Consider the following 23,023-nt stretch of genomic DNA (forward strand, 5'->3'; position numbering starts at 1 on the left):
GAGGAGCGACCGTGAGCGACCCCGACGGGCTGATGCGGCTCTACACCCCCTACCGGATGGCCTACATCCGGGGCGGTGACGGGGAGGAGCAGCCGCGCACCGAACCGCGCGGCTGCCCCTTCTGCCGGATGGTGGCGGGCACGTCGACGGAGCCCGACCTGGTCGTCGCCGAGGGGCCGACCACCTTCGCGGTGCTCAACCTCTACCCCTACAACCCGGGCCACCTCATGGTGCTGCCGCGCCGGCACGTCGCGGACTACACCGACCTCGACGACGACGAGACCGCCGAGGTCGCGGCGATGACCAAGGCGGCCATCACCGCGATCCGGGCGATCGCCACTCCGGACGCGTTCAACGTGGGCCTCAACCTCGGCTCGGCCGCGGGCGGCTCGCTCGCCGCCCACCTGCACCAGCACGTCGTGCCGCGCTGGTCGGGCGACGCCAACTTCATGACGGTGCTCGGCGCGACCAAGACGCTGCCGCAGCTGCTCACGGACACCCGCGACCTCCTGCGCGAGGCGTGGCCGGCGTGAGCGCGCCCGACGCCGACGACGTCCGCCTCGCCGGGGACGTCGTGCGCGCCGCGGGCCGGCTCGCGGCGGCGATGCGGGCCGAGGGGGTCGAGGGTCTCGCCGTCGCCGAGAAGACGTCGGTCTCCGACGTGGTGACGGCCGCCGACCACGCCGCCGAGGACCTGGTGGCGGGCCGGTTGCGCACCGAGCGCCCCGGCGACGGGCTGCTGGGGGAGGAGGGCGTCGACGAGGCGGGCACCACCGGGCGCCGCTGGGTGATCGACCCCGTCGACGGCACCTACAACTTCCTCTCGGGGCTGACGTGGTGGTGCTCGGCCCTGGCGCTGCTCGACGGGGACGAGCTCGTGCTCGGCGCCGTCTACCACCCGCACGAGGACGCGCTGTTCGTCGGCGGCCCCGGGCTCCCGACCACCCGGGACGGGCAGCGCCTGCCGCGACTGACCGACGTACCGCTCGCGCGCACGAGCGCCGCCACCTACTTCCACCCGTCGGCGCTCGCGGGCGAGGCGGGCCGTGCGTTCGGGCGGGCGACGGGTGCCGTCGCGGCGGTGCGCATGCTCGGCTCGGGGAGCATGGACGCCACCGCCGTCGCGCAGGGCCGTCTCGGGCTGGTGTTCCAGCACTCGGTGCCCACGTGGGACGAGCTGCCCGGCGCCGCGCTCGTGCGCGGGGTGGGCGGCACGACCCGGCACGAGGTGGTCGACGGGCTGGACTGGTACGCCGCGGGCGCGCCGACGGCGGTCGCGGAGGCGTGCGCGGCGCTCGCGGGCCGCTAGCCTGCCGTCACCATGCTCGAGCGCTTCCGCGGGTTCTGGACCCGACTCCTCTCGCCCATCGCCCGTCTCCTCATCCGTCGTGGGGTCAGCCCCGACGCCGTCACCCTCGTCGGCACGCTCGGTGTCTGCGTGGGCGCCCTCGTGTTCTTCCCGCAGGGCGAGCTGCTGATCGGCGTCCTGTTCATCACCGCCTTCGTGTTCTCCGACCTCATCGACGGGTTCATGGCCCGGGAGACGGGGCGCAGCTCGAAGTTCGGCGCCTTCCTCGACTCCACCCTCGACCGCGTGGGCGACGGCGCCATCTTCGGCGGCCTGGCGCTCTACTTCGCGGGCCCGGGCGACTCGACGCTCTACCTCGTGCTGAGCCTGGTCTGCCTCGTCATGGGCAGCGTGACGTCGTACGCGCGGGCCCGGGCGGAGGGGCTGGGCTTCCAGGCCAAGGTGGGCATCGCCGAGCGGGCGGACCGCCTCGTCGCGATCCTCGTCATGACCGGCCTGTCGGGCCTGTTCGACCTGCGCATCCTCATGGAGGTGACGCTGTGGGCGCTGGCGGCCGCCAGCACGGTGACCGTGGTGCAGCGCATCTGGGTGGTGCGCGAGCAGGCCCTGGCGGAGAGCACCGGGGGCGCGGCGCCGCCGTCCGCGGCCTGAGGACGCCCGCCGCGAACGTGACACCCGAACATGACACTCTGAATGTTACATAGTCCTTGACATCGTCCGGTCGGCGGAGCACGATCGTGTGAACGGGTGGCCAGCCACCCTCGAACGGCCGGGGAACCGGCCGTGCCGCGACGACGCGAGGAGAGTGCCAGCGATGACCGCACAGGTGTCCGAGAAGCCCGACGCCTCCGGTGAGCCGGAGAAGTTCACCCTCGACATGATCGACTGGGACGCTCCCGAGGTGCCCGAGGGGCTGTCCGACGAGGAGTACGCCGAGGTGCTGCACCGTCTCTCGGTCGCCTCGGTCGAGCGCCACTTCGACGCGTTCGTCGACATCGACTGGGACCACCCCGACTTCCAGGTGCGCCACGACGACCCGCGCTGGATCCTGCCGAAGGTGGACCCGCTGGGCTCGAGCGCGTGGTACCAGTCGCAGCCGGTGGAGAAGCAGATCGAGATGGGCCTGTGGCGTCAGGCCAACATCTTCAAGGTCGGCTGGCAGTTCGAGAACATCCTGATCCGCGGGATCATGCAGTACGTCTTCAGCCTGGAGAACGGCTCGCCGGAGTACCGCTACCTCATGCACGAGGCGACGGAGGAGTGCCACCACACCCAGATGTTCCAGGAGGCGGTGAACCGCGTCGGCATGGACGTCTCGGGCATGCCGCTCTGGATCCGGGTGCTCAGCCCGACCTTCTCGCTGGTCGCGAACCGCCTCCCGGTCATCTTCTTCGTCGGCGTGCTGGCCGGCGAGGAGCCGATCGACCACACGCAGAAGGCGATCCTGCGCAGCCGCGACGAGATCCACCCGATGATGGGCCGGATCATGGAGATCCACGTGGCCGAGGAGGCACGCCACATCTCGTTCGCCCACGAGCTCGTCAAGCGTCGCGCGCCCAAGATGGGCCGCATCAACAAGCTCGCGGTCTCGCTGCTCTACCCGGTCATCATGCGGATCCTCGGCGACGCCATCCTCATGCCGCCCAAGGAGTTCCGCCGCCGGTTCGGCGTGCCCGAGAGCCTCGTCAAGGAGCTCTACTGGGACTCGCCGGAGTCGCAGAAGATGCTCGCCGACACCTTCGCGGACGTGCGCATGCTGGCCGAGCAGTCCGGGCTGATGAACCCGCTGGCGAAGCGGGTCTGGAAGCGCCTCGGCATGTACGGCACGCGCCCGTCGCGCTACCGCAGCGAGCCCCCGGTGAAGTTCGCGGCCTGAGCCGCCCGCAGCACCCCCGGTACGGCGGTACCGGCGACGGCCCCCACGTCGCCGGTGCCGCCGTACCGTTCTCCCCCGGTCGAGCCCGGTCGTCCGCCCCGCCGCGACGCCCCGAACAGACAGCGAGCCCCCATGCCCCACGTCGTCACGCGCTCGTGCTGCGGGGACGCGTCCTGCGTCTTCGCGTGCCCGGTCAACTGCATCCACCCGACGCCCGACGAGCCGGACTTCGGCACCGCCGAGATGCTCTACATCGACCCGGCGTCGTGCGTCGACTGCGGCGCGTGCGTCAGCGCCTGCCCGGTCGGGGCGATCAAGCCCCACACCAAGCTGGCCGAGGGCGAGCTGCCGTTCCTGGAGATCAACGAGCTCTTCCACACCCCGCCGCGACCGCGACCCGTCCAGGCGCCCCTGCGGCCCATCGAGCGGGCCGACCCGGCCCGCGGGCCGCTGCGCGTCGCCGTCGTCGGCTCGGGCCCGGCGGCGATGTACGCCGCCGACGAGGTGCTCAAGCAGGACGGCGCGCAGGTCAGCGTGATCGAGCGGCTCCCCACGCCGTACGGCCTCGCCCGGGCGGGCGTCGCGCCCGACCACCCCGACACCCGCAAGGTGGTCGACCTGTTCCGCACCATCGAGCGCGAGCGGGGCTTCTCCTACCACCTCGGCGTCGAGGTCGGCGTCGACGTGACGCACGAGGACCTGCTGGCCCACCACCACGCGGTGCTCTACGCGACCGGCGCCTCGCTCGACCGCCGCCTCGGCGTGGAGGGCGAGGACCTGCCGGGCAGCGGCACGGCCACGGGCTTCGTCGCCTGGTACAACGGCCACCCCGACCACACCGAGCTCGACGTGCCCCTGGACGCGGAGCGGGTCGTGGTCGTCGGCAACGGCAACGTCGCCCTCGACGTCGCCCGCATCCTGGCCACCGACCCCGAGCGGCTCGCGGGCACCGACATCGCCGACCACGCGCTGGAGGCGCTGCGGGAGAGCAAGGTGCGCGAGGTCGTGCTGGTCGCCCGGCGGGGCGCCGCGCAGGCGGCGTACACGCTGCCCGAGCTCACCGGCCTCGTCATGCGCGACGACATCGACGTGGTCGTCGAGGGCGGGCTGCGCCTCGACAATGAGACGCTGCGCCGGCGGGCGGCCGGCACCCTGGAGCCCATGCTCGAGCAGAAGATCCGCATGCTCGAGCACCTCCCCGAGCCCCGCGGCGAGGGACGGCGCCGCGTCGTCCTCCGCTTCGCCCAGTCCCCGCTGCGCATCCTGGGCGAGGGCGCGGTGGCCGGGCTCGAGGTGGTCGACAACGACCTCGTCGTCGACGCGGAGGGCAACGCCCGCGCCGTGGCGACCGAGCGGGTCTCGACCCTCGCGGCCGGTCTCGTGCTGCGCTCGGTGGGCTACCGCGGACGTCCCGTCCCGGGCCTGCCCTTCGACGAGGTCAGCGCCACCATCCCCAACGACGCGGGGCGGGTGCACGACGGCAGCGGCACCCCCGTGCCGGGCACGTACGTCGCGGGCTGGATCAAGCGGGGCCCCAGCGGCTACATCGGCACGAACAAGACGGACGCGGAGGAGACGGTCGCGCACCTGGTGGCCGACTTCAACGCCGGCCTGCTCGCGGAGCCCAGCGCCCCCACCGCCGGCGCATCGGCAGGCCCCGACGGCGAGCCGGGCGCGCACCGCGAGGCGTTCGCGCAGCTCGTGCGGCGCCGGGCGCCCCGGTCGATCGACGCGGCCGGCTGGGCGGCGGTCGACACGTACGAGCGGGCCTGGGGAGCGCGCGACGGCCGGCCGCGCCGCAAGCTGGTCGACCGGGACACGATGGTCGAGGTGGCGCGGGCCCGACCCGTCGCGCCCACCCCTCGGCACGGCGCCCGCCGCGCCCGCCGACGGTCCTAGGGTGCCGCCCATGACGAACGAACCGACCGCCCCGTCCACCACCGGCTCCGTGCGGGTGAAGCGCGGCATGGCCGACATGCTCAAGGGCGGCGTGATCATGGACGTGGTCACCGCCGAGCAGGCCCGGATCGCCGAGGACGCCGGTGCGGTGGCCGTGATGGCGCTGGAGCGGGTGCCGGCCGACATCCGCGCGCAGGGCGGGGTGTCGCGGATGAGCGATCCCGACATGATCGACTCGATCGTGGCGGCCGTGTCGATCCCGGTGATGGCCAAGGCCCGCATCGGTCACTTCGCCGAGGCGCAGGTGCTGCAGAGCCTGGGCGTCGACTACGTCGACGAGTCCGAGGTGCTGACCCCGGCCGACTACGCCCACCACATCGACAAGTGGTCGTTCACCGTGCCGTTCGTGTGCGGGGCGACGAACCTGGGCGAGGCGCTGCGGCGCATCACCGAGGGCGCGGCGATGATCCGCTCCAAGGGCGAGGCCGGCACGGGGGACGTGTCGAACGCGGTGACCCACATGCGGACGATCCGCGCCGAGATCGCCCGCCTGTCCTCGCTGGCCCCCGACGAGCTGTACGTCGCGGCGAAGGAGCTGTCCGCGCCGTACGAGCTGGTCGCGGAGGTCGCGTCCGCGGGACGGCTGCCGGTCGTGCTGTTCACGGCCGGCGGGATCGCGACCCCGGCCGACGCGGCGATGATGATGCAGCTGGGCGCCGAGGGCGTCTTCGTCGGGTCGGGCATCTTCAAGTCCGGCAACCCCGCGCAGCGCGCCGAGGCGATCGTGCGCGCCACCACGTTCTTCGACGACCCCGACGTGGTCGCGAAGGCCTCGCGCGGGCTCGGTGAGGCCATGGTCGGCATCAACGTGGAGGAGATCCCGCAGCCGCACCGGCTGGCCGAGCGCGGCTGGTGAGGCCCGCCGCCGCGACGGCGGGGCGCCTCAGGGCGGCCCCGGCAGGATGACCGGGTGATCTGGCTCGGCGGCGCGCTCGCCCTCCTCGTGCTCGTCGGCTGGGTGACGTGGCTCGTGCGCCGCCTCGCCGTCGCGCCCGCCTGGGGCGACGTGCTGGGCCCGCGCGGCGCGGCCCGGGTACGACGGGGGACCGTCGCCGTCGCGGTGCTCGGCGTCGTCGCCTTCGCCGTGGCGGAGGTCGTGCAGCGCACGACGGACCCGGCCCCGTGGCGCCCGCTCCTGTGGCTCGGCCTCACGGCGGTCGCGCTGGCCTGGTACCTGACGCTCGGCCTCCTGCTGGTGGCGGTCACGTGCGGCGTGCTGCGCCTCGCCCGCCGTCCGGCGGCCCGGTTGCGGACCGCGCGGTGGGGCGCCGTGCTCGCCGTGCTCGCGGCGACGGGCACCACGGCGTACGGGCACGTCGAGGCCGCCCACGTGCGGACCACGGAGCACGAGGTCGTGGTGGCCGACCTGGGCGACGGGCTCGACGGCCTCCGGGTGGCGTTCATCAGCGACCTGCACGTCGGGCCGGTGCGCGACGACGACTTCGTGCGCGCGGTGGTCGAGCAGGTGGCCGGCACGGACGCCGACCTGGTGGTGCTCGGGGGCGACTACGCCGACGGCCTGCACCGCCACGTCGGTCCCTACCTCGACCCGCTGGGCGACCTCGACGCGCCGTACGGCGTGGTGGCCGTGACCGGCAACCACGAGTTCCTCAACGGCGACGCCGACGAGCTCGTCGCCCGTCTCGAGGGGCTCGGCATCACGGTGCTGGCCAACGAGTCGGTGACCGTCGAGGCCGGGGGAGCGCGCCTCGTCGTGGCCGGGGTGCACGACGCCATCGGGACCGGCGCGTCCGCCCCCGACCCCGGCGCCGCCCTCGCCGGGACGTCGCCCGACGACGCGATCCTCTTCGTCGCCCACGAGCCGTCCCAGGTCGTCACGGACCGCGGCGTCGACGTGCAGCTGTCCGGGCACACCCACGGCGGGCAGCTGTGGCCTTTCGGGTGGTTCGTGCGCCTCGACCAGCCCACCGTCGCCGGGGTGGACGACGTGGACGGGGTCACGCTGGTGACCGGCCGGGGCGCCGGGGCCTGGGGCCCGCCGGTGCGCGTCGGCGCGCCGCCCGAGGTCGTCGTCGTCACGCTGCGGGCGGGCTGAGGCCCGCCGCGATGCGGGACGCCCGCCGCCCGGCACCCGCCGCCCGCTAGGTTCGGCGCCCGTGCCCGCCCCTCCGTCCCCCCCTCCGTCCCCGCCGTCGCCCCCGTCGAGCCGCCCGCGCGTCGGGGTGCTCGCCCTCCAGGGCGACGTCCGCGAGCACGTCGCGGCGCTGCGCCGCCTGGGCGCGGACGCAGTGGCCGTCCGCCGGGCCGAGGAGATCGAGCCGCTCGACGGGCTCGTCCTCCCGGGCGGGGAGTCGACGACCATCGGCCGGCTCGCGGTGCGCTTCGGGGTGATGGACGCGGTGCGGGCGTTCGTGGCCCGGGACCGTCCCGTCCTCGGGACGTGCGCGGGCATGGTGCTGCTGGCCGACCGGGTCCTCGACGGCACGCCGGCGCAGCAGGACGGCTCGGAGGTGGTCGGCGGCCTGGACGTCACCGTGCGCCGCAACGCCTTCGGTCGGCAGGTCGACTCGTTCGAGACCACCGTCGACCTCGCCGGCACCCCGGTGCCGGCCGTCTTCATCCGGGCCCCGTGGGTCGAGTCGGCCGGCCCCGGGGTCGAGGTGCTGGCCCGGGCGGAGGGCTCCCCGACGCACGGCGACGCCGCGGGTAGGATCGTCGCGGTCCGGCAGGGCGCGCTCCTGGCGACGTCCTTCCACCCCGAGATCGGTGACGACCCCGTCGTCCACCGGATGTTCTGGGACTCGGTGGTGGACGAGGCTCGGACCCGTCGTACCGGCTGAGTAGAAGAGGGACGCATGTCTGGCCACTCCAAGTGGGCGACCACGAAGCACAAGAAGGCCGCCATCGACGCCAAGCGCGGCAAGATGTTCGCCAAGCTGATCAAGAACGTCGAGGTCGCGGCCCGCATGGGCGGCGGTGACCCCGGGGGCAACCCGACGCTGTACGACGCCATCCAGAAGGCGAAGAAGAGCTCGGTCCCGAACGACAACATCGACCGCGCCGTCAAGCGCGGCTCGGGCGCGGAGACCGGCGGCGCCGACTACCAGACGATCATGTACGAGGGCTACGGGCCGGCGGGCGTCGCGATGCTCATCGAGTGCCTCACGGACAACAAGAACCGCGCGGCCATGGAGGTCCGCACCGCGATGACCCGCAACGGCGGCTCGCTCGCCGACCCGGGCTCGGTCTCCTTCCTGTTCCACCGCAAGGGCGTCGTCGTGGTGCCCGCGGCGCAGGACGCGCGCACGGTGGACGAGGACGACGTGCTCGAGGCCACCCTCGAGGCCGGCGCCGACGCCGTGGAGGACATCGGCGAGGCGTTCGAGGTCGTCTCCGAGGCCACCGACCTCGTCGCCGTCCGCACCGCGCTGCAGGCGGCGGGCATCGACTACGACTCCGCCGAGGCCGAGTTCCGCCCCGACCTCAAGGTCGAGCTCGACAAGGACGCCGCCGGCAAGATGCTGCGCCTCGTCGACGTGCTCGAGGACCTCGACGACGTGCAGAACATCTACGCGAACTTCGACATCTCCGACGACGTCATGGCGGAGCTCGAGGACGCCTGACGGCGGAGGCACGAGGGCGGCACGAGGGCGGCACGGCGGCACGGCGGCGCGTCGTACCGCCCACGGCCCGCGAGCGGGCTACGGTGGCGCGCTAGAACACACGTTCGACACCACCACCTCGCGTCGGGAGGACCACGGATGCGCGTGCTCGGGATCGACCCCGGCCTGACCCGTTGCGGCATGGGTGTCGTCGAGGGCAGCGTCGGCCGTCCCCTGACCCTCGTCGACGTCAACGTGCTCCGCACCGCGGCCACCGAGGCCGTGCCGGTCCGGCTCGTGACGATCGAGAAGGGTGTCGAGGCCTGGATCGAGGAGCACCGCCCCGACGTCGTGGCGATCGAGCGGGTCTTCGCGCGCTCCGACGTCAGCACGGTGATGGGCACCGCCCAGGCCAGCGGCATCGCCATGGTCGTGGCCGCACGCCGAGGCATCCCGGTCGCGCTGCACACCCCGAGCGAGGTCAAGGCCGCCGTGTCCGGCAGCGGCCGCGCCACCAAGGCCCAGGTGGGGGCCATGATCACCCGGATCCTGCGGCTCTCCGAGATGCCGAAGCCTGCCGACGCCGCCGACGCGCTGGCCCTCGCCGTGACCCACATCTGGCGCGGCGGGGCGCAGGACCGCCTGGAGGCCGCGGTGGCCGGCGCTCGGGCGACGTCACGCGTCGCCGGCACGCCCCGGGGCGCCAGCGGCACGCCCAGCACGTCCGGCACGACCAGCACCACCGCACCGAACCGGTACGCCGCGGCCGTCGCCGCCCACGGGAGGAAGAGATGATCGCGTTCGTCCGAGGCGAGGTCGCCACGGTCGGCCTGACCAGCGCCGTCCTGGAGGTCGGCGGTGTCGGTGTCGAGCTGCTGTGCGCACCCGCGACGCTCGCCACGCTGCGCCGCGGCGAGCGCGCCACGCTCGCGTCGAGCCTCGTCGTGCGGGAGGACTCGCTGACCCTGTTCGGTTTCGTCGACGACGACGAGAAGCAGGTCTTCGAGCTGGTGCAGACCGCGTCGGGGGTCGGGCCCAAGCTGGCCCAGGCCATGCTCGCGGTGCTGCGGCCCGACGACCTGCGCCGCGCGGTCGCCGACGAGGACGTCAAGACGCTCACGCGGGTCCCCGGCATCGGGCAGAAGGGCGCGCAGCGCATCATCCTCGAGCTGAAGGACCGCATCGGCGCCCCCGGCACCGTCGTCGCCCCGGGCCAGCCGGTCGTGGCGCCGGGCGACGCGTGGCGCGCGCCGGTGCACAGCGGTCTCGTCGGGCTGGGGTGGTCGGCGAAGGAGGCCGACCGCGCCGTCGACGCGGTCGCGCCCGAGGCGGGCGACGCGCCCGACGTCGGTGCGCTGCTGCGCGCGGCCCTCCGCACGTTGAGCAAGGCCTGACGTGGGCGACGAGCAGGGGTACGACGACCACCTCAGCGCCGCCGAGGAGGCCCACCTGCGCACCCTGACGGCGGCGGAGGCCGAGGGTGACGAGCGCGCCGTCGAGGCGGCGCTGCGCCCCCGGACCCTCGACGAGGTGGTGGGGCAGGTCCGCGTCCGCGAGCAGCTCGGCCTCGTGCTCGAGGCGGCCCGACGCCGCGGCCGGGCGCCCGACCACGTGCTGCTGTCGGGCCCGCCGGGGCTGGGCAAGACGACCCTCGCCATGATCATCGCCGCCGAGATGTCGGCGCCCCTGCGCCTGACCAGCGGTCCCGCCATCACCCATGCCGGTGACCTCGCCGCCATCTTGTCGGGGATGAACGAGGGCGACGTGCTGTTCGTGGACGAGATCCACCGGATGTCGCGGCCGGCCGAGGAGATGCTCTACATGGCGATGGAGGACTTCCGGGTCGACGTCGTCGTCGGCAAGGGCCCCGGGGCCACCGCCATCCCGCTCGAGATCCCGCCCTTCACGCTGGTCGGCGCGACCACCCGGGCCGGCCTGCTGCCCGGCCCGCTGCGCGACCGGTTCGGGTTCACCGCCCACCTCGAGTTCTACGAGCCCGAGGACCTCGACCGCATCGTGCGCCGCTCGGCCGGGCTGCTCGGCACGACGCTCGAGGACGACGGCTCCGCCGAGATCGCCGGCCGCTCGCGCGGCACCCCCCGGATCGCGAACCGGCTGCTGCGCCGGGTGCGCGACTTCGCCCAGGTCCGCGCCGACGGCGTCGTGACCCGCGAGGTGGCCCGCGCGGCGCTGGACCTGTACGAGGTCGACGCCTCGGGGCTGGACCGGCTCGACCGGGCCGTCCTGGACGCGCTGTGCCGCCGCTTCGGCGGGGGACCGGTGGGGGTCTCCACCCTCGCCGTGGCCGTCGGTGAGGAGCGCGAGACGGTCGAGGAGGTCGCCGAGCCGTTCCTCGTGCGCTCCGGGCTGCTCGCCCGCACGCCGCGCGGCCGCGTCGCCACCACGGCGGCGTGGGCCCACCTCGGGCTGGCCGTGCCCGCGTCGTACGACGGACCCGGCGGCCGCGTGGCCGACGCGCCGCTCTTCGACGACTGAGCGACGCCCCCGACCGCTGCCCGACCGCTGCCCGACCGCTGCCGGACCCGGGCCCCGCGGGCGGGCTAGGATCGCGGAGGTCGTTCGCGCGGCCGGTCCCTGTCGTCGACGCCGAAGAGATGTCGCCTCGTGTACGAGCTGCTGTTCCTCGCCCTGCTGTTCCTGCTCTTCTGGTTCCTCATGATCCGCCCGGCGCAGCGCCGCCAGAAGGCGCAGGTCGAGCTCCAGAACTCGCTGCGGGTCGGTGACGAGGTGATGCTGACCAGCGGCGTCTTCGGCGTCCTGCGCGAGGTGGGCGACAGCGAGCGCGTCCGCGTCGAGCTCGCCCCCGGCACCGTCGTCGAGGTCGTGCGCGCCGCCGTCGCCGTGGTCGTGAAGGACGAGGACGTCGAGGACGCCGCCGCGCTCCCGGCCGACGCGGCCGACCCGGCCGCGGACACCACGGTCGACCTCGACAAGCGGGCCAACGGGGCCTGACCCGTGGCCGGGGGACGCGCCACCACCCACGGCAGGGCTGTCGTCCTCCACGTCCTGCTCGTCGCCACCGCCCTCGGCGTGGTGGCCCTGACCGCCAGCTGGGCTCCCCGCTGGGGGGTCGACGTGCTGGCCGGCACCCGGGTCGTGGTCGTCCCGACCGCCGAGGAGTCCTCGGCCGACGCGCTCGACGCCACCGCCGAGGTGCTGGAGACGCGCGCGCGTGACGCGGGCGCCCCGGGCGCGACGGCGCGGCGCCGCAGCGACGGCGCCCTGCTCGTGACCCTGCCCGGTCGTCCCGACGACCGCGTGCTCGACGCCCTGCGCTCGACCGGCCAGGTCGGTCTGCGCGCGGTCGTCGCCCGGGGCGACGACGCCCCCACCGGCACCGGCACCGCCACCGGCAGCGCGGACGGCGGTGTCGACGCCGCCGGGCTCCCGACCACCGGTGACTCGGCCGTCGCGTGGACCCGCTCGCCGGACCCGACATGGGCGGCCGCGCTCCCGTCGTACCGCTGCGGGGACGACACCGGGCCCGTGGCCGCCGACCAGCCGCTGCTGGCCTGCGACGCCGCGGGCGGCACCTACCTGCTCGGACCGGCGCTCGCGGCCGGCGACACCGTCGACGGCGCCGCGGCCGAGCTGCGGGAGGCGCCCGCCGGCGAGCCCGGCGGGGCGGAGGCGCCGGGCGGTGCCGAGGGCGAGGTGCCGGACGGGCCCGCCCCCGACGATGCGCCGGCCGACCGCGTCCCGGGCGACGACGTGCCCGCCGACCCCGCCGACCCCGCCGACCCCGCGGCGCCGGGCGACCCGGGGGCCGAGTTCGGCGACGACCCCGCCGACGGCAACTTCGTGCCCGGGGGTGAGGAGCCGGTGCTCGACGGTGGCCGGTGGGGCGTGCGCGTCGAGCTGGACCCGGGGGCCGCGGACGGCGTCGCGACCCTGGTCGCGCTGACCGTGCCCCCCGACGCCCCCGACGCCCCCGACGCCCCCGACGGCCCCGACGGCCCGCAGGCCGACGTCCCCCAGGTCGCCCTCACCATCGACGGCGACGTCGTCGCCGTGTCCGACCTCACCGAGCCCGACGACGGCGCCGTGCTCGTCGGTCGGCTCGACCAGCCCGAGGCGGAGGCCGCCGCCGAGCGCGTGCGCGCCGGTGCCCTTCCCGTGGCGGTCGACCACGTCGACGTCATCCGCCTCGGCTCCACCCTCGATCGCGACGAGGGCGCGCACGGGGCGCTGGGGGCGGGGGTGGGCCTGCTCGTCGCCGCCCTCGCGGTGGGGGCCCTCGCCCGGCGGCGGGCCGTGCTGCCGCTCGTCGCGACGGCCGGTACGGCGGCCCTCGTCGCCCCGCTGCTGCTCCTGGCCGACCAGGTCGTCGGCCTGCCGCTCACCCTCCCCGTCGCGGTCGCCGTGGCGGGCACGCTGCCGGTCGTGCCCCTCCTCGCCGCCGGCGTGCAGGTCGCCGGCGAGCGCGAGGCGCCGGGACGCACGCCCGCGGCGGCCGCCGAGCGCGGCGGCGCCGAGGCGTGGCGTCGCTGGTGGCCGTGCGTCGCTGCCGGCGTCGTCGGAGCGGGAGCGGTGCGCCTCGTGGCCGGGGGCGAGCTGGGTGACGTGGCCGTGGCCGTCGGCGTCGTGCTCGCCGCCGCGCTCGTCAGCGGCCTCCTCCTCGTGCGGCCGCTGGCCGTCGTCCTCGCGGAGCGCCGCGGCGCGGCGCACCTCCCCGGCGCCACCACCCCCGCCACCACCCCCGCCACCAGCCGCTTCCCGCGGCCGGCGTCCGCCCGCCGCGTCGTCGCCGGGCTCCTGGTGGCGGCGGCCGTGGTGGCCGCTGCCGGTCTGGCGCTGCGCGGCGTGGCCTCCGACCCGGCGTTCACCACCGGGGAGGAGCACCTCGTCGCGGTGGTCGGCGACCCCGTCGACGCCCGGTCCGCCGTACGTGACGCGGCCCGGGGGAGCGGCGTTCCCGTCTCGTCGGTACGCACCGCCGGGGACGGCGCCGTGCTCGTCACCACGCCGCGCCTGACGACCGCCGAGCGCACCGCGCTGACCGCCGACCTGGCGGCACTGCCGGTCACCGAGGACGCCGGCGTCTCGTCGGCCGGCTTCCGCGCGGCCGGGTCGCCGCTGGCCTGGGTCGGCGCGGGTGCCCTGGTGCTCGTCGCGCTCCTGGCCGGCCTCGCCCTGACCCGCGGGCTGCTGGCGTGGTCGCTGCGCGCCGTCGGAGTCGTGGTCGCCGCCACGGCCCTCGCGCTGCTGACCGGCACGGGGCTCGCTGCGTGGGCCGGTGTGACGGCCTCGCCGGCGACCCTCGCCGCCCTGCTGGCCGTGGCCGTCACCGCAGTCGTCGCGCACGTCGCCGTGGTGGCCGGGCGGGAGGTCGACGACTGGTGGCGCCGCTACGTCGAGGCCGCCGCGCTGGCCCTCCTCCCGCTGCTCGGCGTGGTGCTCGCCGCGCCCTCGGTGCGGGGACCGTTCCTCGTCGTGGCCGGGGGCCTGCTCGTGGCCACCACGACGGCGCTCCTGCTGGCCCCGACCCGCCTGATGGCCCCACCGCCGCTGCCGTCCGGGGTCGGCCCGGCACCGGGCACGGCGGGTACGGCGGGCGCGGGGCCACGCCGTACCGTGTCGACGCCCTGACCCACCACGAACGGAGACCGAGGCCGATGGCCGCGACGCAGCCCCCCACGTCCCCCGTCCCGGGGACCGCCGACGCCGACGCGGTGGAGGCCCGGCGCGCCGCGGCGGCCGAGGCCGTCCGGTCGACGTCGATCGACGTCCCCGACTTCCCCCAGCCCGGCGTGGTGTTCAAGGACGTGACGCCGCTGCTCGCCGACCCGGTGGCGTTCGCGACCGTCGTGGCCGCCCTGGCGGACGCCGGCCGCGGGCCGGACGGCGCGACGGTGGTGGACAAGGTCGTCGGCATGGAGGCCCGCGGCTTCCTCTTCGGCACCCCGGTCGCGCAGGCGCTGGGCGTCGGCTTCGTGCCGGTGCGCAAGCCCGGCAAGCTGCCCCGCGCCACCCACGAGGTCGACTACGACCTCGAGTACGGGTCCACCTCGCTGGCGCTCCACGTCGACGCGCTGGCCCCCGGCGACCGGGTGCTGGTCGTGGACGACGTGCTCGCGACCGGCGGCACGGCCGCCGCGACGCGCACGCTGGTCGAGCGGTGCGGCGCCCACGTCGTCGGCGTCGCGCTGCTCCTCGAGCTCACCTTCCTGCCCGGTCGCGCCGCGGTGGACGGCGTGCCGGTGACGGCGCTGCTCCAGGTCTGACGCGAGGGCGACCGGCGCCCGCACGTGCCGACCGACGTGGTCCTAGACTGACGAGGGTGAGCGACGAGCAGGGGAGCGGTGCGGAGCCCCGGACAGGTGTGCCCGTCGCCGAGGCCCCTCCGGCGGACCCGGTCGTGGAGCCCGGTGTCGAGTCCCGGGGCGGGCACGGGGCCGTGCCCCGTGAGGACGAAGATGCCCGCGGCGCCACCTCGCGCACGCGCCGGCTGGCCCGGTCCGGTGAGGCCCTCCCCGCGCCGACCGGCACCCGCTCCACGGAGTCGGTGACCTCCGCCCGCAGCATGCGGGCGCGCCTGGCCCGCATCGGCACACGCAGCCAGCCGGGCACGAACCCGGTGCTCGACCCGCTGTTCCGCGCGGTGCGCGCGAACCACCCCAAGGCCGACCTGGCGCTGCTCGAGCGCGCCTACCTGACGGCCGAGCGCCTGCACGGCACGCAGATGCGCAAGAGCGGCGACCCCTACATCACGCACCCGCTCGCCGTGACCACCATCCTGGCCGAGATCGGCATGACGGAGCCGACGCTCGTCGCGGCCCTGCTCCACGACACGGTCGAGGACACGCCGTACACGCTCGACGAGCTGCGCGCCGACTTCGGCGACGAGGTCGCGGTGCTCGTCGACGGCGTGACCAAGCTCGACAAGGTGCAGTACGGCGACTCGGCCCAGGCCGAGACGATCCGCAAGATGATCGTGGCGATGTCGCGCGACATCCGCGTGCTCGTCATCAAGCTCGCCGACCGGCTCCACAACATGCGCACGCTGCGCTACGTCAAGCAGGAGACGCAGGAGCGCAAGGCCCGCGAGACCCTCGACATCTTCGCGCCGCTGGCCCACCGCCTCGGCATGAACACGCTGAAGTGGGAGCTCGAGGACCTCGCGTTCGCGACCCTGCACCCGAAGATCTACGACGAGATCGTGCGCCTCGTGGCCGACCGGGCCCCGTCGCGCGACCAGTTCCTCGCCGAGGTCATCGCCCGCGTCACCTCCGACCTGAAGGACGCGCGGATCAAGGCCACCGTGACCGGCCGGCCGAAGCACTACTACTCGATCTACCAGAAGATGATCGTCGGCGGCCGCGAGTTCTCCGACATCTACGACCTCGTCGGGATCCGCGTGCTCGTCGAGGACGACCGCGACTGCTACACCGTGATGGGTGCCGTCCACCAGCGCTGGAACCCGGTGCTGGGCCGGTTCAAGGACTACATCGCGATGCCGAAGTTCAACATGTACCAGTCGCTGCACACGACGGTCATCGGCCCGCAGGGCAAGCCCGTCGAGATCCAGATCCGCACCTACGCCATGCACAAGCGGGCGGAGTACGGCGTCGCGGCCCACTGGAAGTACAAGGAGGACGGCCGCGCCGGTGTCGACACCGACCGGCTGGCCGAGCGCGACGACATGGCGTGGGTCCGCCAGCTGCTCGACTGGCAGAGCGAGGTGGAGGACCCGGGGGAGTTCCTCGACTCGCTGCGCTACGAGATCAACCAGGCCGAGGTCTACGTCTTCACCCCGCGCGGCGACGTCATCGCGCTGCCCACCGGTGCCACGCCCGTGGACTTCGCCTACGCCGTGCACACCGAGGTCGGCCACCACACCATCGGTGCACGCGTCAACGGCCGTCTGGTGCCGCTGGAGTCCACCCTCGACAACGGCGACGTCGTCGAGGTCTTCACCTCGAAGGCGCCGAACGCCGGCCCGTCGCGCGACTGGCTGGGCTTCGTCCGCTCCCCGCGCGCGCGCTCCAAGATCCGCGCCTGGTTCACCAAGGAGCGGCGCGAGGAGGCCATCGAGCGCGGCAAGGAGCAGCTGGCCAAGCTCATGCGCAAGGAGGGACTGCCGCTGAAGCGGCTCATGTCCGCCGAGTCGCTGACCGAGGTCGCGGTCCACTTCAAGCTCGCCGACATCACGGCGCTGTACGCCGCGGTCGGCGAGGGCAACCTGTCGGCGCAGACCGTCGTACGACGCGTGATCGACCTCCACGGCGGCGAGGAGGGCGCCCGGGAGGACGCGGCCGAGGGCGTCACCATCACCTCGCCGCGCCGCCGACGCGCGGCCACCCCGACGTCGACGGACTCCGGCGTCATCGTGCGCGGCGCCGCCGACGTGTGGGTCAAGCTCGCGAAGTGCTGCACCCCCGTGCCGCCGGACCCGATCCTCGGGTTCGTCACGAAGGGCGGCGGCGTCTCGGTGCACCGCAAGACCTGCACGAACGCCGACAACCTGCTCTCGCAGCCCCAGCGCCTCGTCGAGGTGGAGTGGGCGCCGACCGCGCAGTCGACCTTCCTCGTCAACATCCAGGTCGAGGCACTCGACCGGGCCCGCCTGCTCTCCGACATCACGATGGTGCTGTCGGACCAGCACGTGAACATCCTCAGCGCCTCGCTGAGCACGACCCGCGACCGCGTCGCCAAGAGCAAGTTCACGTTCGAGATGGCCGACGCCAAGCACCTCGACACCGTGCTGCGGGCCGTGCGCACGGTGCCCGGCGTCTTCGACGCCTACCGCCTGACGCAGTAGGGCCCCGCCGTACGACCGGAGGCCCGGCCCCGCACCCGTCAGGTGCGGGACCGGGCCTCCGTCGTGGTCCCGGGTGTCGGGCCGCTCAGCCGAAGTCGGCGGAGGCGCGGCGGGCGGCGTCGAGGAACATCTGGCGCGAGGCGAGGTTGCCCTCGAGGTCGGCGACCTTGCGCGCGTCGCCGGCCGCCCGCGCCGCCTCGAGCTCGGCCTCCACCTCGGCGATGGCCGTCTCGAGCTTGACGATGACGTCGTTGGCGCGCGCGGACTTCTCGGGGTCCGAGCGCTTCCACTGCTCGTCCTCGACACCGCGGATGGCCTGCTCGACCTTCCGCATCCGGCCCTCGAGCTCCTTGACGCGGTCGCGCGGCACCTTGCCCGCCGCGTCCCAGCGGTCGGCCAGGTCGCGGAACGCGCGCTTGGTGGCGTCGAGGTCCTCGACGGGCAGGAGCGCCTCGGCCTCGGCGAGGATCTTCTCCTTCACCTCCGCGTTGCCGGCGAACTCCGCGTCGAGCGCGTTGTTGGCCGCGTCCCGGGCGCCGAAGAACGTGTCCTGGGCGCCGCGGAAGCGGCGCCACAGCGCCTCGTCCACGTCGCGCGGGGCCGGGCCGGCGGCCTTCCACTCGCGCATGAGGTCGCGGTAGCGGCCGGCGGTCGGGCCCCAGTCGGTCGAGGTGGACAGCGCCTCCGCCTCGGTCGCCAGGCGCTCCTTCACCGCGCGGGCGGAGTCGCGCTGCTCGTTCAGCTGCGAGAAGTGCGCCTTGCGCCGGCGGGTGTAGGTGGTGCGGGCGCCGGAGAACCGGCGCCACAGCGTGTCGTCGGAGGCGCGGTCGAGGCGCGGCAGCGCCTTCCACTCCTCGAGCAGGTCGCGCAGGCGGTTGGCCCCGTTGCGCCAGTCGTTGCCCGCCGCCAGCTCCTCGGCCGCGGCGGCGATGCGCTCCTTCTCGACGCGGGCGGCCGCCACGCGCTCGGCGCGCTCGGCCTTCTTCGCCTCGCGCTGGGAGTCCACGGCGCCGGTGAGGCCGTCCACCCGGGCCAGCAGGCCCTCGAGATCGCCGACGGCGTTCGCCCCGGCGACGCTGGCCCGCACCTTCGCCACGGACGCCGCGGCGTCCTCGGGGCTCAGCACGCCGCTGCCGATCCGCTTCTCCAGGAGGTCGACCTCGAAGCTGAGCGCGTCGAAGCGGTCGGTGAAGAACTTCAGGGCCTCGTCGGGTGACCCCGCCGGGTACTGCCCGACGGACCGCTCACCCTCGGAGGTGCGCACGTACACCGTGCCGTCCTCGTCGACCCGACCCCAGTCCTGACCCGTCACGTGGTCGTCCTCTTCTCGCTACCCGATGGCCTCGCTCCGGGCGCGCTGGTCGCGCGCACGGCTGTCCGGGGCACATGCTAGTCATCCCCGCCCCCCGCGTGGGGCGGCGTGCCCGCCGACGTGCGGCGCGCCGTACCCGCTCGGTAGTGTGCCGGGGTGTTCATCGCCGGATTCCCCGCAGGTGCCTGGGGCACGAACTGCTACGTCGTGGCCACGGGCAAGGGCACGGAGTGCGTCGTGGTCGACCCCGGGCAGGACGCCACGGCGGGGGTCGAGCAGGTCGTCGCCGAGAACCGGCTCAAGCCGGTCGCGGTGCTGCTGACGCACGGGCACATCGACCACATGTGGTCGGTGACGCCGGTGGCGGGCGCCTACGACGCCACGGCCTGGATACACCCCCGCGACCGCCACCTGCTGAGCGACCCGATGGCGGGCATCAGCAAGGAGAGCGCCGCGATGCTGCTGGGCGGACGCCACGAGTTCGTCGAGCCCGACGACGTCGCCGAGCTGGCCGACGGCCAGGAGCTCGAGCTGGCCGGCCTGCGGTTCGTCGTCGACCACACCCCGGGCCACACCGAGGGCTCCGTCACCTTCCGCACGCCGTACGGCGCGGGGGAGGGCGAGCCGGACGTCTCCGAGGTGATGTTCGCCGGCGACCTGCTCTTCGCGGGCTCGATCGGGCGCACCGACCTGCCCGGCGGTGACCACGCCACGATGCTGCGCACCCTCAGCTCGAAGGTGCTCCCGCTCGCGGACGACGTCGTGGTGCTGCCCGGGCACGGCGAGCAGACCTCCATCGGCCGCGAGCGCGCCACCAACCCCTACCTCCGCGACCTGATCGAGACCGGCCGCGAGGGCGGCGCCGGGCGCGTCACCCGCGGCCTGTGACCGACGAGCAGAGCACCCGAGAGCTGAGCACCCCATGAGCAAGCCCACCCCGCTGAGCGGGTTCCCCGAGCTGCTGCCCGCCCAGCGGGTCGTCGAGCAGCAGGTGGTCGACACCCTGCGCAGCACGTTCGAGCTGCACGGCTTCGCCGGCATCGAGACCCGCGCCGTCGAGCCGATGGACCAGCTGCTGCGGAAGGGCGACACCTCCAAGGAGGTCTACGTCCTGCGCCGCCTCCAAGAGGAGGACGGCGGCCGCGACGCGGGCATCGGCCTGCACTTCGACCTCACCGTGCCGTTCGCGCGTTACGTGCTGGAGAACGCCGGCAAGCTCGACTTCCCCTTCCGCCGCTACCAGGTGCAGAAGGTCTGGCGCGGCGAGCGGCCCCAGGACGGTCGCTACCGCGAGTTCACCCAGGCCGACATCGACGTGATCGGCCGCGACGAGCTGCCGTTCCACCACGACGTCGAGGTCACCCGCGTCATGCTCGACGCGCTGCGGCGCCTCGCCGACCCCGGCTCCATCGGGCTGCCCGGCTTCCGGCTGCAGGTCAACAACCGCAAGCTCATCCAGGGCTTCTACGCAGGCCTGGGTCTCGCCGACACCGACGAGGTCATGCGCCTGGTCGACAAGCTCGACAAGGTGCCGGCCGAGCGCGTGCGGGAGATGCTCGTGGCCGACGCGGGCGCGACGCCGGAGCAGGCGGACGCCTGCCTGCGTCTCGCGACCATCCGCACCGACGACGACGGCTTCGTGGAGCAGGTGCGCGCCCTCGGCGTCACCCACCCGCTGCTCGAGGAGGGCCTCGACGAGCTGGCCACCCTCGTGCGCGCGGCGGCCCCGCTGGCCGGCGGCAAGGTCCGCATCACCGCCGACCTGTCCATCGCCCGCGGGCTCGACTACTACACGGGCACCGTCTTCGAGACCCGCCTCGACGGCTACGAGTCGATGGGCTCCATCTGCTCCGGCGGCCGGTACGACGCGCTCGCCTCCGACGGCCGCACGACGTACCCCGGGGTGGGCATCTCGCTCGGCGTCTCCCGCGTGCTCGTGCCCCTGCTCGCCCGCGGTGTGGTGCGCGGCAGCCGATCGGTGCCGAGCGCCGTGCTCGTGGCGCTCGTGGACGAGGGCTCCCGCCCGGCCGCCGACGCGGTGGCCGACGCGCTGCGGGCCCGCGGCATCCCCTGCGAGGTCGCGCCCAGCGCCGCCAAGTTCGGCAAGCAGATCCGCTACGCCGACCGCCGCGGCATCCCCTTCGTCTGGTTCCCCCAGGACGACGGCGGCCACCAGGTCAAGGACATCCGCGACGGGAACCAGGTGGACGCCGACCCGTCCTCGTGGGCACCCTCGCCCGAGGACCTGCGCCCGCAGGTGCTCAACGAGCCCCCCAGCGGCAACAGCGCCACCCCCAGCAGCCCCCGCGGCACCGACCCCCAGGAGAAGACCCCGTGATCCGCACCCATGACGCCGGCGCCCTGCGCCCGGCGCACGTAGGCCAGACCGTCACCCTCGCCGGGTGGGTGGCCAAGCGGCGCGATCACGGCGGCGTGGCGTTCCTCGACCTGCGCGAGGCCAGCGGCGTCGCCCAGGTCGTCGTGCGCGACGAGGAGGTCGCCGGCGGCCTGCGCAACGAGTACTGCGTGCAGGTGACCGGCGAGGTCGCCCTGCGCCCCGAGGGCAACGCCAACCCCAACCTGGCCTCCGGCGAGATCGAGGTCATCGCGACCGACGTCGAGGTGCTGAGCGCCGCCGCGCCGCTGCCGTTCCCCATCGACGACCACGTCGACGTGGGCGAGGAGGCGCGGCTGCGCCACCGCTACCTCGACCTGCGGCGCACCGGCCCGGGCCGCGCCCTGCGCCTACGCAGCGAGGTCAACAAGGCGGCGCGCGAGGTGCTCGCGGGCCACGACTTCGTCGAGATCGAGACGCCGACGCTGACCCGGTCCACCCCCGAGGGCGCCCGCGACTTCCTCGTGCCCGCCCGCCTGCAGCCCGGCAGCTGGTACGCGCTGCCGCAGAGCCCGCAGCTGTTCAAGCAGCTGCTCATGGTCGCGGGCATGGAGCGCTACTACCAGCTGGCCCGCTGCTACCGCGACGAGGACTTCCGCGCCGACCGCCAGCCGGAGTTCACCCAGCTCGACATCGAGATGAGCTTCGTCGAGCAGGACGACGTCATCCGCCTCGCCGAGGAGATCGTCTCGGCGCTGTGGGCCCTCGTCGGGTACGACGTGCCCACCCCGCTGCCCCGCATGACGTACGCCGAGGCGATGGCCCGCTTCGGCTCCGACAAGCCCGACCTGCGGATGGGCCTCGAGCTCGTCGAGTGCACCGAGTACTTCGCCGACACGACGTTCCGGGTCTTCCAGGCCGAGTACGTCGGCGCCGTCGTCATGCCCGGCGGCGCCTCGCAGCCGCGCAAGCAGCTCGACGCCTGGCAGGAGTGGGCCAAGCAGCGCGGCGCCCGCGGGCTGGCGTACGTGCTCGTGCAGGAGGACGGCGAGCTGACCGGCCCCGTCGCCAAGAACCTCTCCGACGCGGAGAAGGCCGGCCTCGCGGCCCACGTCGGCGCCGCGCCCGGCGACTGCGTCTTCTTCGCCGCGGGCGCGACCAAGCCCATGCGCGCCCTGCTGGGCGCCGCGCGCCTCGAGATCGGTCGCCGCGGCGGCCTCATCGACGAGTCGGCGTGGAGCTTCCTCTGGGTCGTCGACGCCCCGCTGTTCGAGCCCGCCGGCGACGCCGTCGCCAGCGGCGACGTGGCGGTCGGATCGGGCGCCTGGACGGCCGTGCACCACGCCTTCACCTCGCCGCAGGACGTCGCGTCGTTCGACGAGCAGCCGGGCGAGGCGCTCGCGTGGGCCTACGACATCGTCTGCAACGGCAACGAGATCGGCGGCGGGTCCATCCGCATCCACCGCGAGGACGTGCAGAAGCGCGTGTTCGCGCTCATGGGCCTCGACGAGGCCGAGGCGCAGGAGAAGTTCGGCTTCCTGCTCGAGGCGTTCAAGTACGGCGCGCCCCCGCACGGCGGCATCGCCTTCGGCTGGGACCGCATCGTGTCGCTGCTCGCCGGCGTCGACTCGATCCGCGAGGTCATCGCCTTCCCGAAGTCGGGCGGCGGGTTCGACCCGCTGACCGCCGCGCCCGCGCCGATCACGCCCGCGCAGCGCAAGGAGGCCGGTGTCGACGCGAAGCCGGCCGTCAAGGCCGAGGCGCCCGCGCAGGGCTGAGCCGCGCCGGACGCGCCGACGGGCCGTCGCCACCACCCCTGCGGGGGCGGGGCGGCGGCCCGTCGGGCGTCCGCGGGTGCTGCCGGGTGGTGCCGGGTGCTGCCGGGTT

The 23,023-nt window shown here is 74.6% G+C and carries 20 protein-coding genes; 19 read left to right on the top strand and 1 reads right to left on the bottom strand.

Features of this window, described 5'->3' with window-relative positions; genetic code table 11:
* Positions 1-11: 11 nt before the first annotated feature.
* From INN71_RS10210 to INN71_RS10285, 16 genes are all read left to right on the top strand, one after another.
* The gene (locus INN71_RS10210; RefSeq protein WP_277498284.1) at positions 12-533 is read left to right on the top strand and encodes an HIT domain-containing protein; all 522 of its coding nucleotides are present in this window, start codon (positions 12-14) and stop codon (positions 531-533) included.
* Positions 530-1,309, top strand: a complete 780-nt coding sequence (locus INN71_RS10215; RefSeq protein WP_277498285.1) for an inositol monophosphatase — start codon at positions 530-532, stop codon at positions 1,307-1,309. The genes INN71_RS10210 and INN71_RS10215 overlap by 4 nt, the downstream gene beginning before the upstream one ends.
* Positions 1,310-1,321: 12 nt before the next feature.
* Entirely contained in the window at positions 1,322-1,960 is a 639-nt protein-coding gene (pgsA, locus tag INN71_RS10220; RefSeq protein WP_277498286.1) for a phosphatidylinositol phosphate synthase, read from the top strand.
* A 163-nt stretch (positions 1,961-2,123) separates the two neighbouring features.
* Complete coding sequence (locus INN71_RS10225; RefSeq protein ID WP_277498287.1) at positions 2,124-3,185, top strand: diiron oxygenase; 1,062 nt, start codon at positions 2,124-2,126, stop codon at positions 3,183-3,185.
* Positions 3,186-3,317: 132 nt separating this feature from the next.
* The gene (locus tag INN71_RS10230) at positions 3,318-5,084 is read left to right on the top strand and encodes an FAD-dependent oxidoreductase (RefSeq protein WP_277498288.1); all 1,767 of its coding nucleotides are present in this window, start codon (positions 3,318-3,320) and stop codon (positions 5,082-5,084) included.
* Between the two features lie 10 nt (positions 5,085-5,094).
* The gene (pdxS, locus tag INN71_RS10235) at positions 5,095-6,000 is read left to right on the top strand and encodes a pyridoxal 5'-phosphate synthase lyase subunit PdxS (protein WP_277498289.1); all 906 of its coding nucleotides are present in this window, start codon (positions 5,095-5,097) and stop codon (positions 5,998-6,000) included.
* Between the two features lie 54 nt (positions 6,001-6,054).
* A complete protein-coding gene (locus INN71_RS10240) occupies positions 6,055-7,200 on the top strand; it encodes a metallophosphoesterase (protein WP_277498290.1) in 1,146 nt (381 codons plus the stop codon).
* A 61-nt stretch (positions 7,201-7,261) separates the two neighbouring features.
* On the top strand, positions 7,262-7,945 hold the full coding sequence (gene pdxT / locus INN71_RS10245; protein WP_277498291.1) for a pyridoxal 5'-phosphate synthase glutaminase subunit PdxT: 684 nt from the start codon (positions 7,262-7,264) through the stop codon (positions 7,943-7,945).
* Between the two features lie 15 nt (positions 7,946-7,960).
* The gene (locus tag INN71_RS10250; protein WP_277498292.1) at positions 7,961-8,728 is read left to right on the top strand and encodes a YebC/PmpR family DNA-binding transcriptional regulator; all 768 of its coding nucleotides are present in this window, start codon (positions 7,961-7,963) and stop codon (positions 8,726-8,728) included.
* Positions 8,729-8,866: 138 nt separating this feature from the next.
* Complete coding sequence (gene ruvC / locus INN71_RS10255; RefSeq protein ID WP_277498293.1) at positions 8,867-9,502, top strand: crossover junction endodeoxyribonuclease RuvC; 636 nt, start codon at positions 8,867-8,869, stop codon at positions 9,500-9,502.
* On the top strand, positions 9,499-10,101 hold the full coding sequence (ruvA, locus tag INN71_RS10260) for a Holliday junction branch migration protein RuvA (protein WP_277498294.1): 603 nt from the start codon (positions 9,499-9,501) through the stop codon (positions 10,099-10,101). Before ruvC ends, ruvA begins: the two co-directional genes overlap by 4 nt.
* A 55-nt stretch (positions 10,102-10,156) precedes the next feature.
* On the top strand, positions 10,157-11,203 hold the full coding sequence (gene ruvB, locus INN71_RS10265) for a Holliday junction branch migration DNA helicase RuvB (protein WP_277498358.1): 1,047 nt from the start codon (positions 10,157-10,159) through the stop codon (positions 11,201-11,203).
* A 129-nt stretch (positions 11,204-11,332) separates the two neighbouring features.
* Positions 11,333-11,680, top strand: coding sequence for a preprotein translocase subunit YajC (yajC, locus tag INN71_RS10270; RefSeq protein ID WP_301800211.1), 348 nt, complete (start codon positions 11,333-11,335; stop codon positions 11,678-11,680).
* Between the two features lie 3 nt (positions 11,681-11,683).
* Positions 11,684-14,317 (top strand): hypothetical protein, encoded by a 2,634-nt coding sequence (locus INN71_RS10275; RefSeq protein WP_301800214.1) that lies wholly within the window; start codon positions 11,684-11,686, stop codon positions 14,315-14,317.
* Between the two features lie 26 nt (positions 14,318-14,343).
* Positions 14,344-14,952 carry an adenine phosphoribosyltransferase gene (locus INN71_RS10280; RefSeq protein WP_301800216.1) on the top strand — a complete coding sequence of 203 codons (609 nt, stop codon included), beginning with the start codon at positions 14,344-14,346 and terminating at the stop codon, positions 14,950-14,952.
* Positions 14,953-15,251: 299 nt separating this feature from the next.
* Entirely contained in the window at positions 15,252-17,489 is a 2,238-nt protein-coding gene (locus tag INN71_RS10285; RefSeq protein WP_277498359.1) for a bifunctional (p)ppGpp synthetase/guanosine-3',5'-bis(diphosphate) 3'-pyrophosphohydrolase, read from the top strand.
* 85 nt (positions 17,490-17,574) lie between these two features.
* On the opposite strand, the gene INN71_RS10290 is transcribed toward INN71_RS10285, so the two are convergent.
* Positions 17,575-18,801: a DUF349 domain-containing protein gene (locus INN71_RS10290; protein ID WP_301800218.1), complete on the bottom strand. Its 1,227-nt coding sequence runs from the start codon at positions 18,799-18,801 to the stop codon at positions 17,575-17,577.
* Positions 18,802-18,957: 156 nt separating this feature from the next.
* Here INN71_RS10290 and INN71_RS10295 point away from each other — a divergent pair, with 156 nt between their 5' ends.
* Genes INN71_RS10295 through aspS form a run of 3 tightly spaced genes read left to right on the top strand, consistent with a single transcriptional unit; the run spans position 18,958 to position 22,914 of the window.
* On the top strand, positions 18,958-19,689 hold the full coding sequence (locus INN71_RS10295) for an MBL fold metallo-hydrolase (protein WP_301800220.1): 732 nt from the start codon (positions 18,958-18,960) through the stop codon (positions 19,687-19,689).
* A gap of 34 nt (positions 19,690-19,723) precedes the next feature.
* On the top strand, positions 19,724-21,139 hold the full coding sequence (hisS, locus tag INN71_RS10300; RefSeq protein WP_301800222.1) for a histidine--tRNA ligase: 1,416 nt from the start codon (positions 19,724-19,726) through the stop codon (positions 21,137-21,139).
* Positions 21,136-22,914 (top strand): aspartate--tRNA ligase, encoded by a 1,779-nt coding sequence (gene aspS / locus INN71_RS10305; RefSeq protein ID WP_301800224.1) that lies wholly within the window; start codon positions 21,136-21,138, stop codon positions 22,912-22,914. Before hisS ends, aspS begins: the two co-directional genes overlap by 4 nt.
* Positions 22,915-23,023 lie beyond the last annotated feature (109 nt).

Origin of the sequence: Nocardioides sp. ChNu-153 (assembly GCF_030466625.1) — a bacterium.
In the GTDB taxonomy this organism is placed as follows: domain Bacteria; phylum Actinomycetota; class Actinomycetes; order Propionibacteriales; family Nocardioidaceae; genus Nocardioides.

Excerpts from the sequence above, each read along its gene's own strand:
- INN71_RS10250 (WP_277498292.1), top strand. The coding sequence starts at position 7,961 with ATGTCTGGCCACTCCAAGTGGGCGACCACGAAGCACAAGAAGGCCGCC.
- hisS (WP_301800222.1), top strand. The coding sequence starts at position 19,724 with ATGAGCAAGCCCACCCCGCTGAGCGGGTTCCCCGAGCTGCTGCCCGCC.
- ruvC (WP_277498293.1), top strand. The coding sequence starts at position 8,867 with ATGCGCGTGCTCGGGATCGACCCCGGCCTGACCCGTTGCGGCATGGGT.
- pdxS (WP_277498289.1), top strand. The coding sequence starts at position 5,095 with ATGACGAACGAACCGACCGCCCCGTCCACCACCGGCTCCGTGCGGGTG.
- INN71_RS10285 (WP_277498359.1), top strand. The coding sequence starts at position 15,252 with ATGCGGGCGCGCCTGGCCCGCATCGGCACACGCAGCCAGCCGGGCACG.
- ruvA (WP_277498294.1), top strand. The coding sequence starts at position 9,499 with ATGATCGCGTTCGTCCGAGGCGAGGTCGCCACGGTCGGCCTGACCAGC.
- INN71_RS10230 (WP_277498288.1), top strand. The coding sequence starts at position 3,318 with ATGCCCCACGTCGTCACGCGCTCGTGCTGCGGGGACGCGTCCTGCGTC.
- INN71_RS10280 (WP_301800216.1), top strand. The coding sequence starts at position 14,344 with ATGGCCGCGACGCAGCCCCCCACGTCCCCCGTCCCGGGGACCGCCGAC.
- INN71_RS10225 (WP_277498287.1), top strand. The coding sequence starts at position 2,124 with ATGACCGCACAGGTGTCCGAGAAGCCCGACGCCTCCGGTGAGCCGGAG.
- pgsA (WP_277498286.1), top strand. The coding sequence starts at position 1,322 with ATGCTCGAGCGCTTCCGCGGGTTCTGGACCCGACTCCTCTCGCCCATC.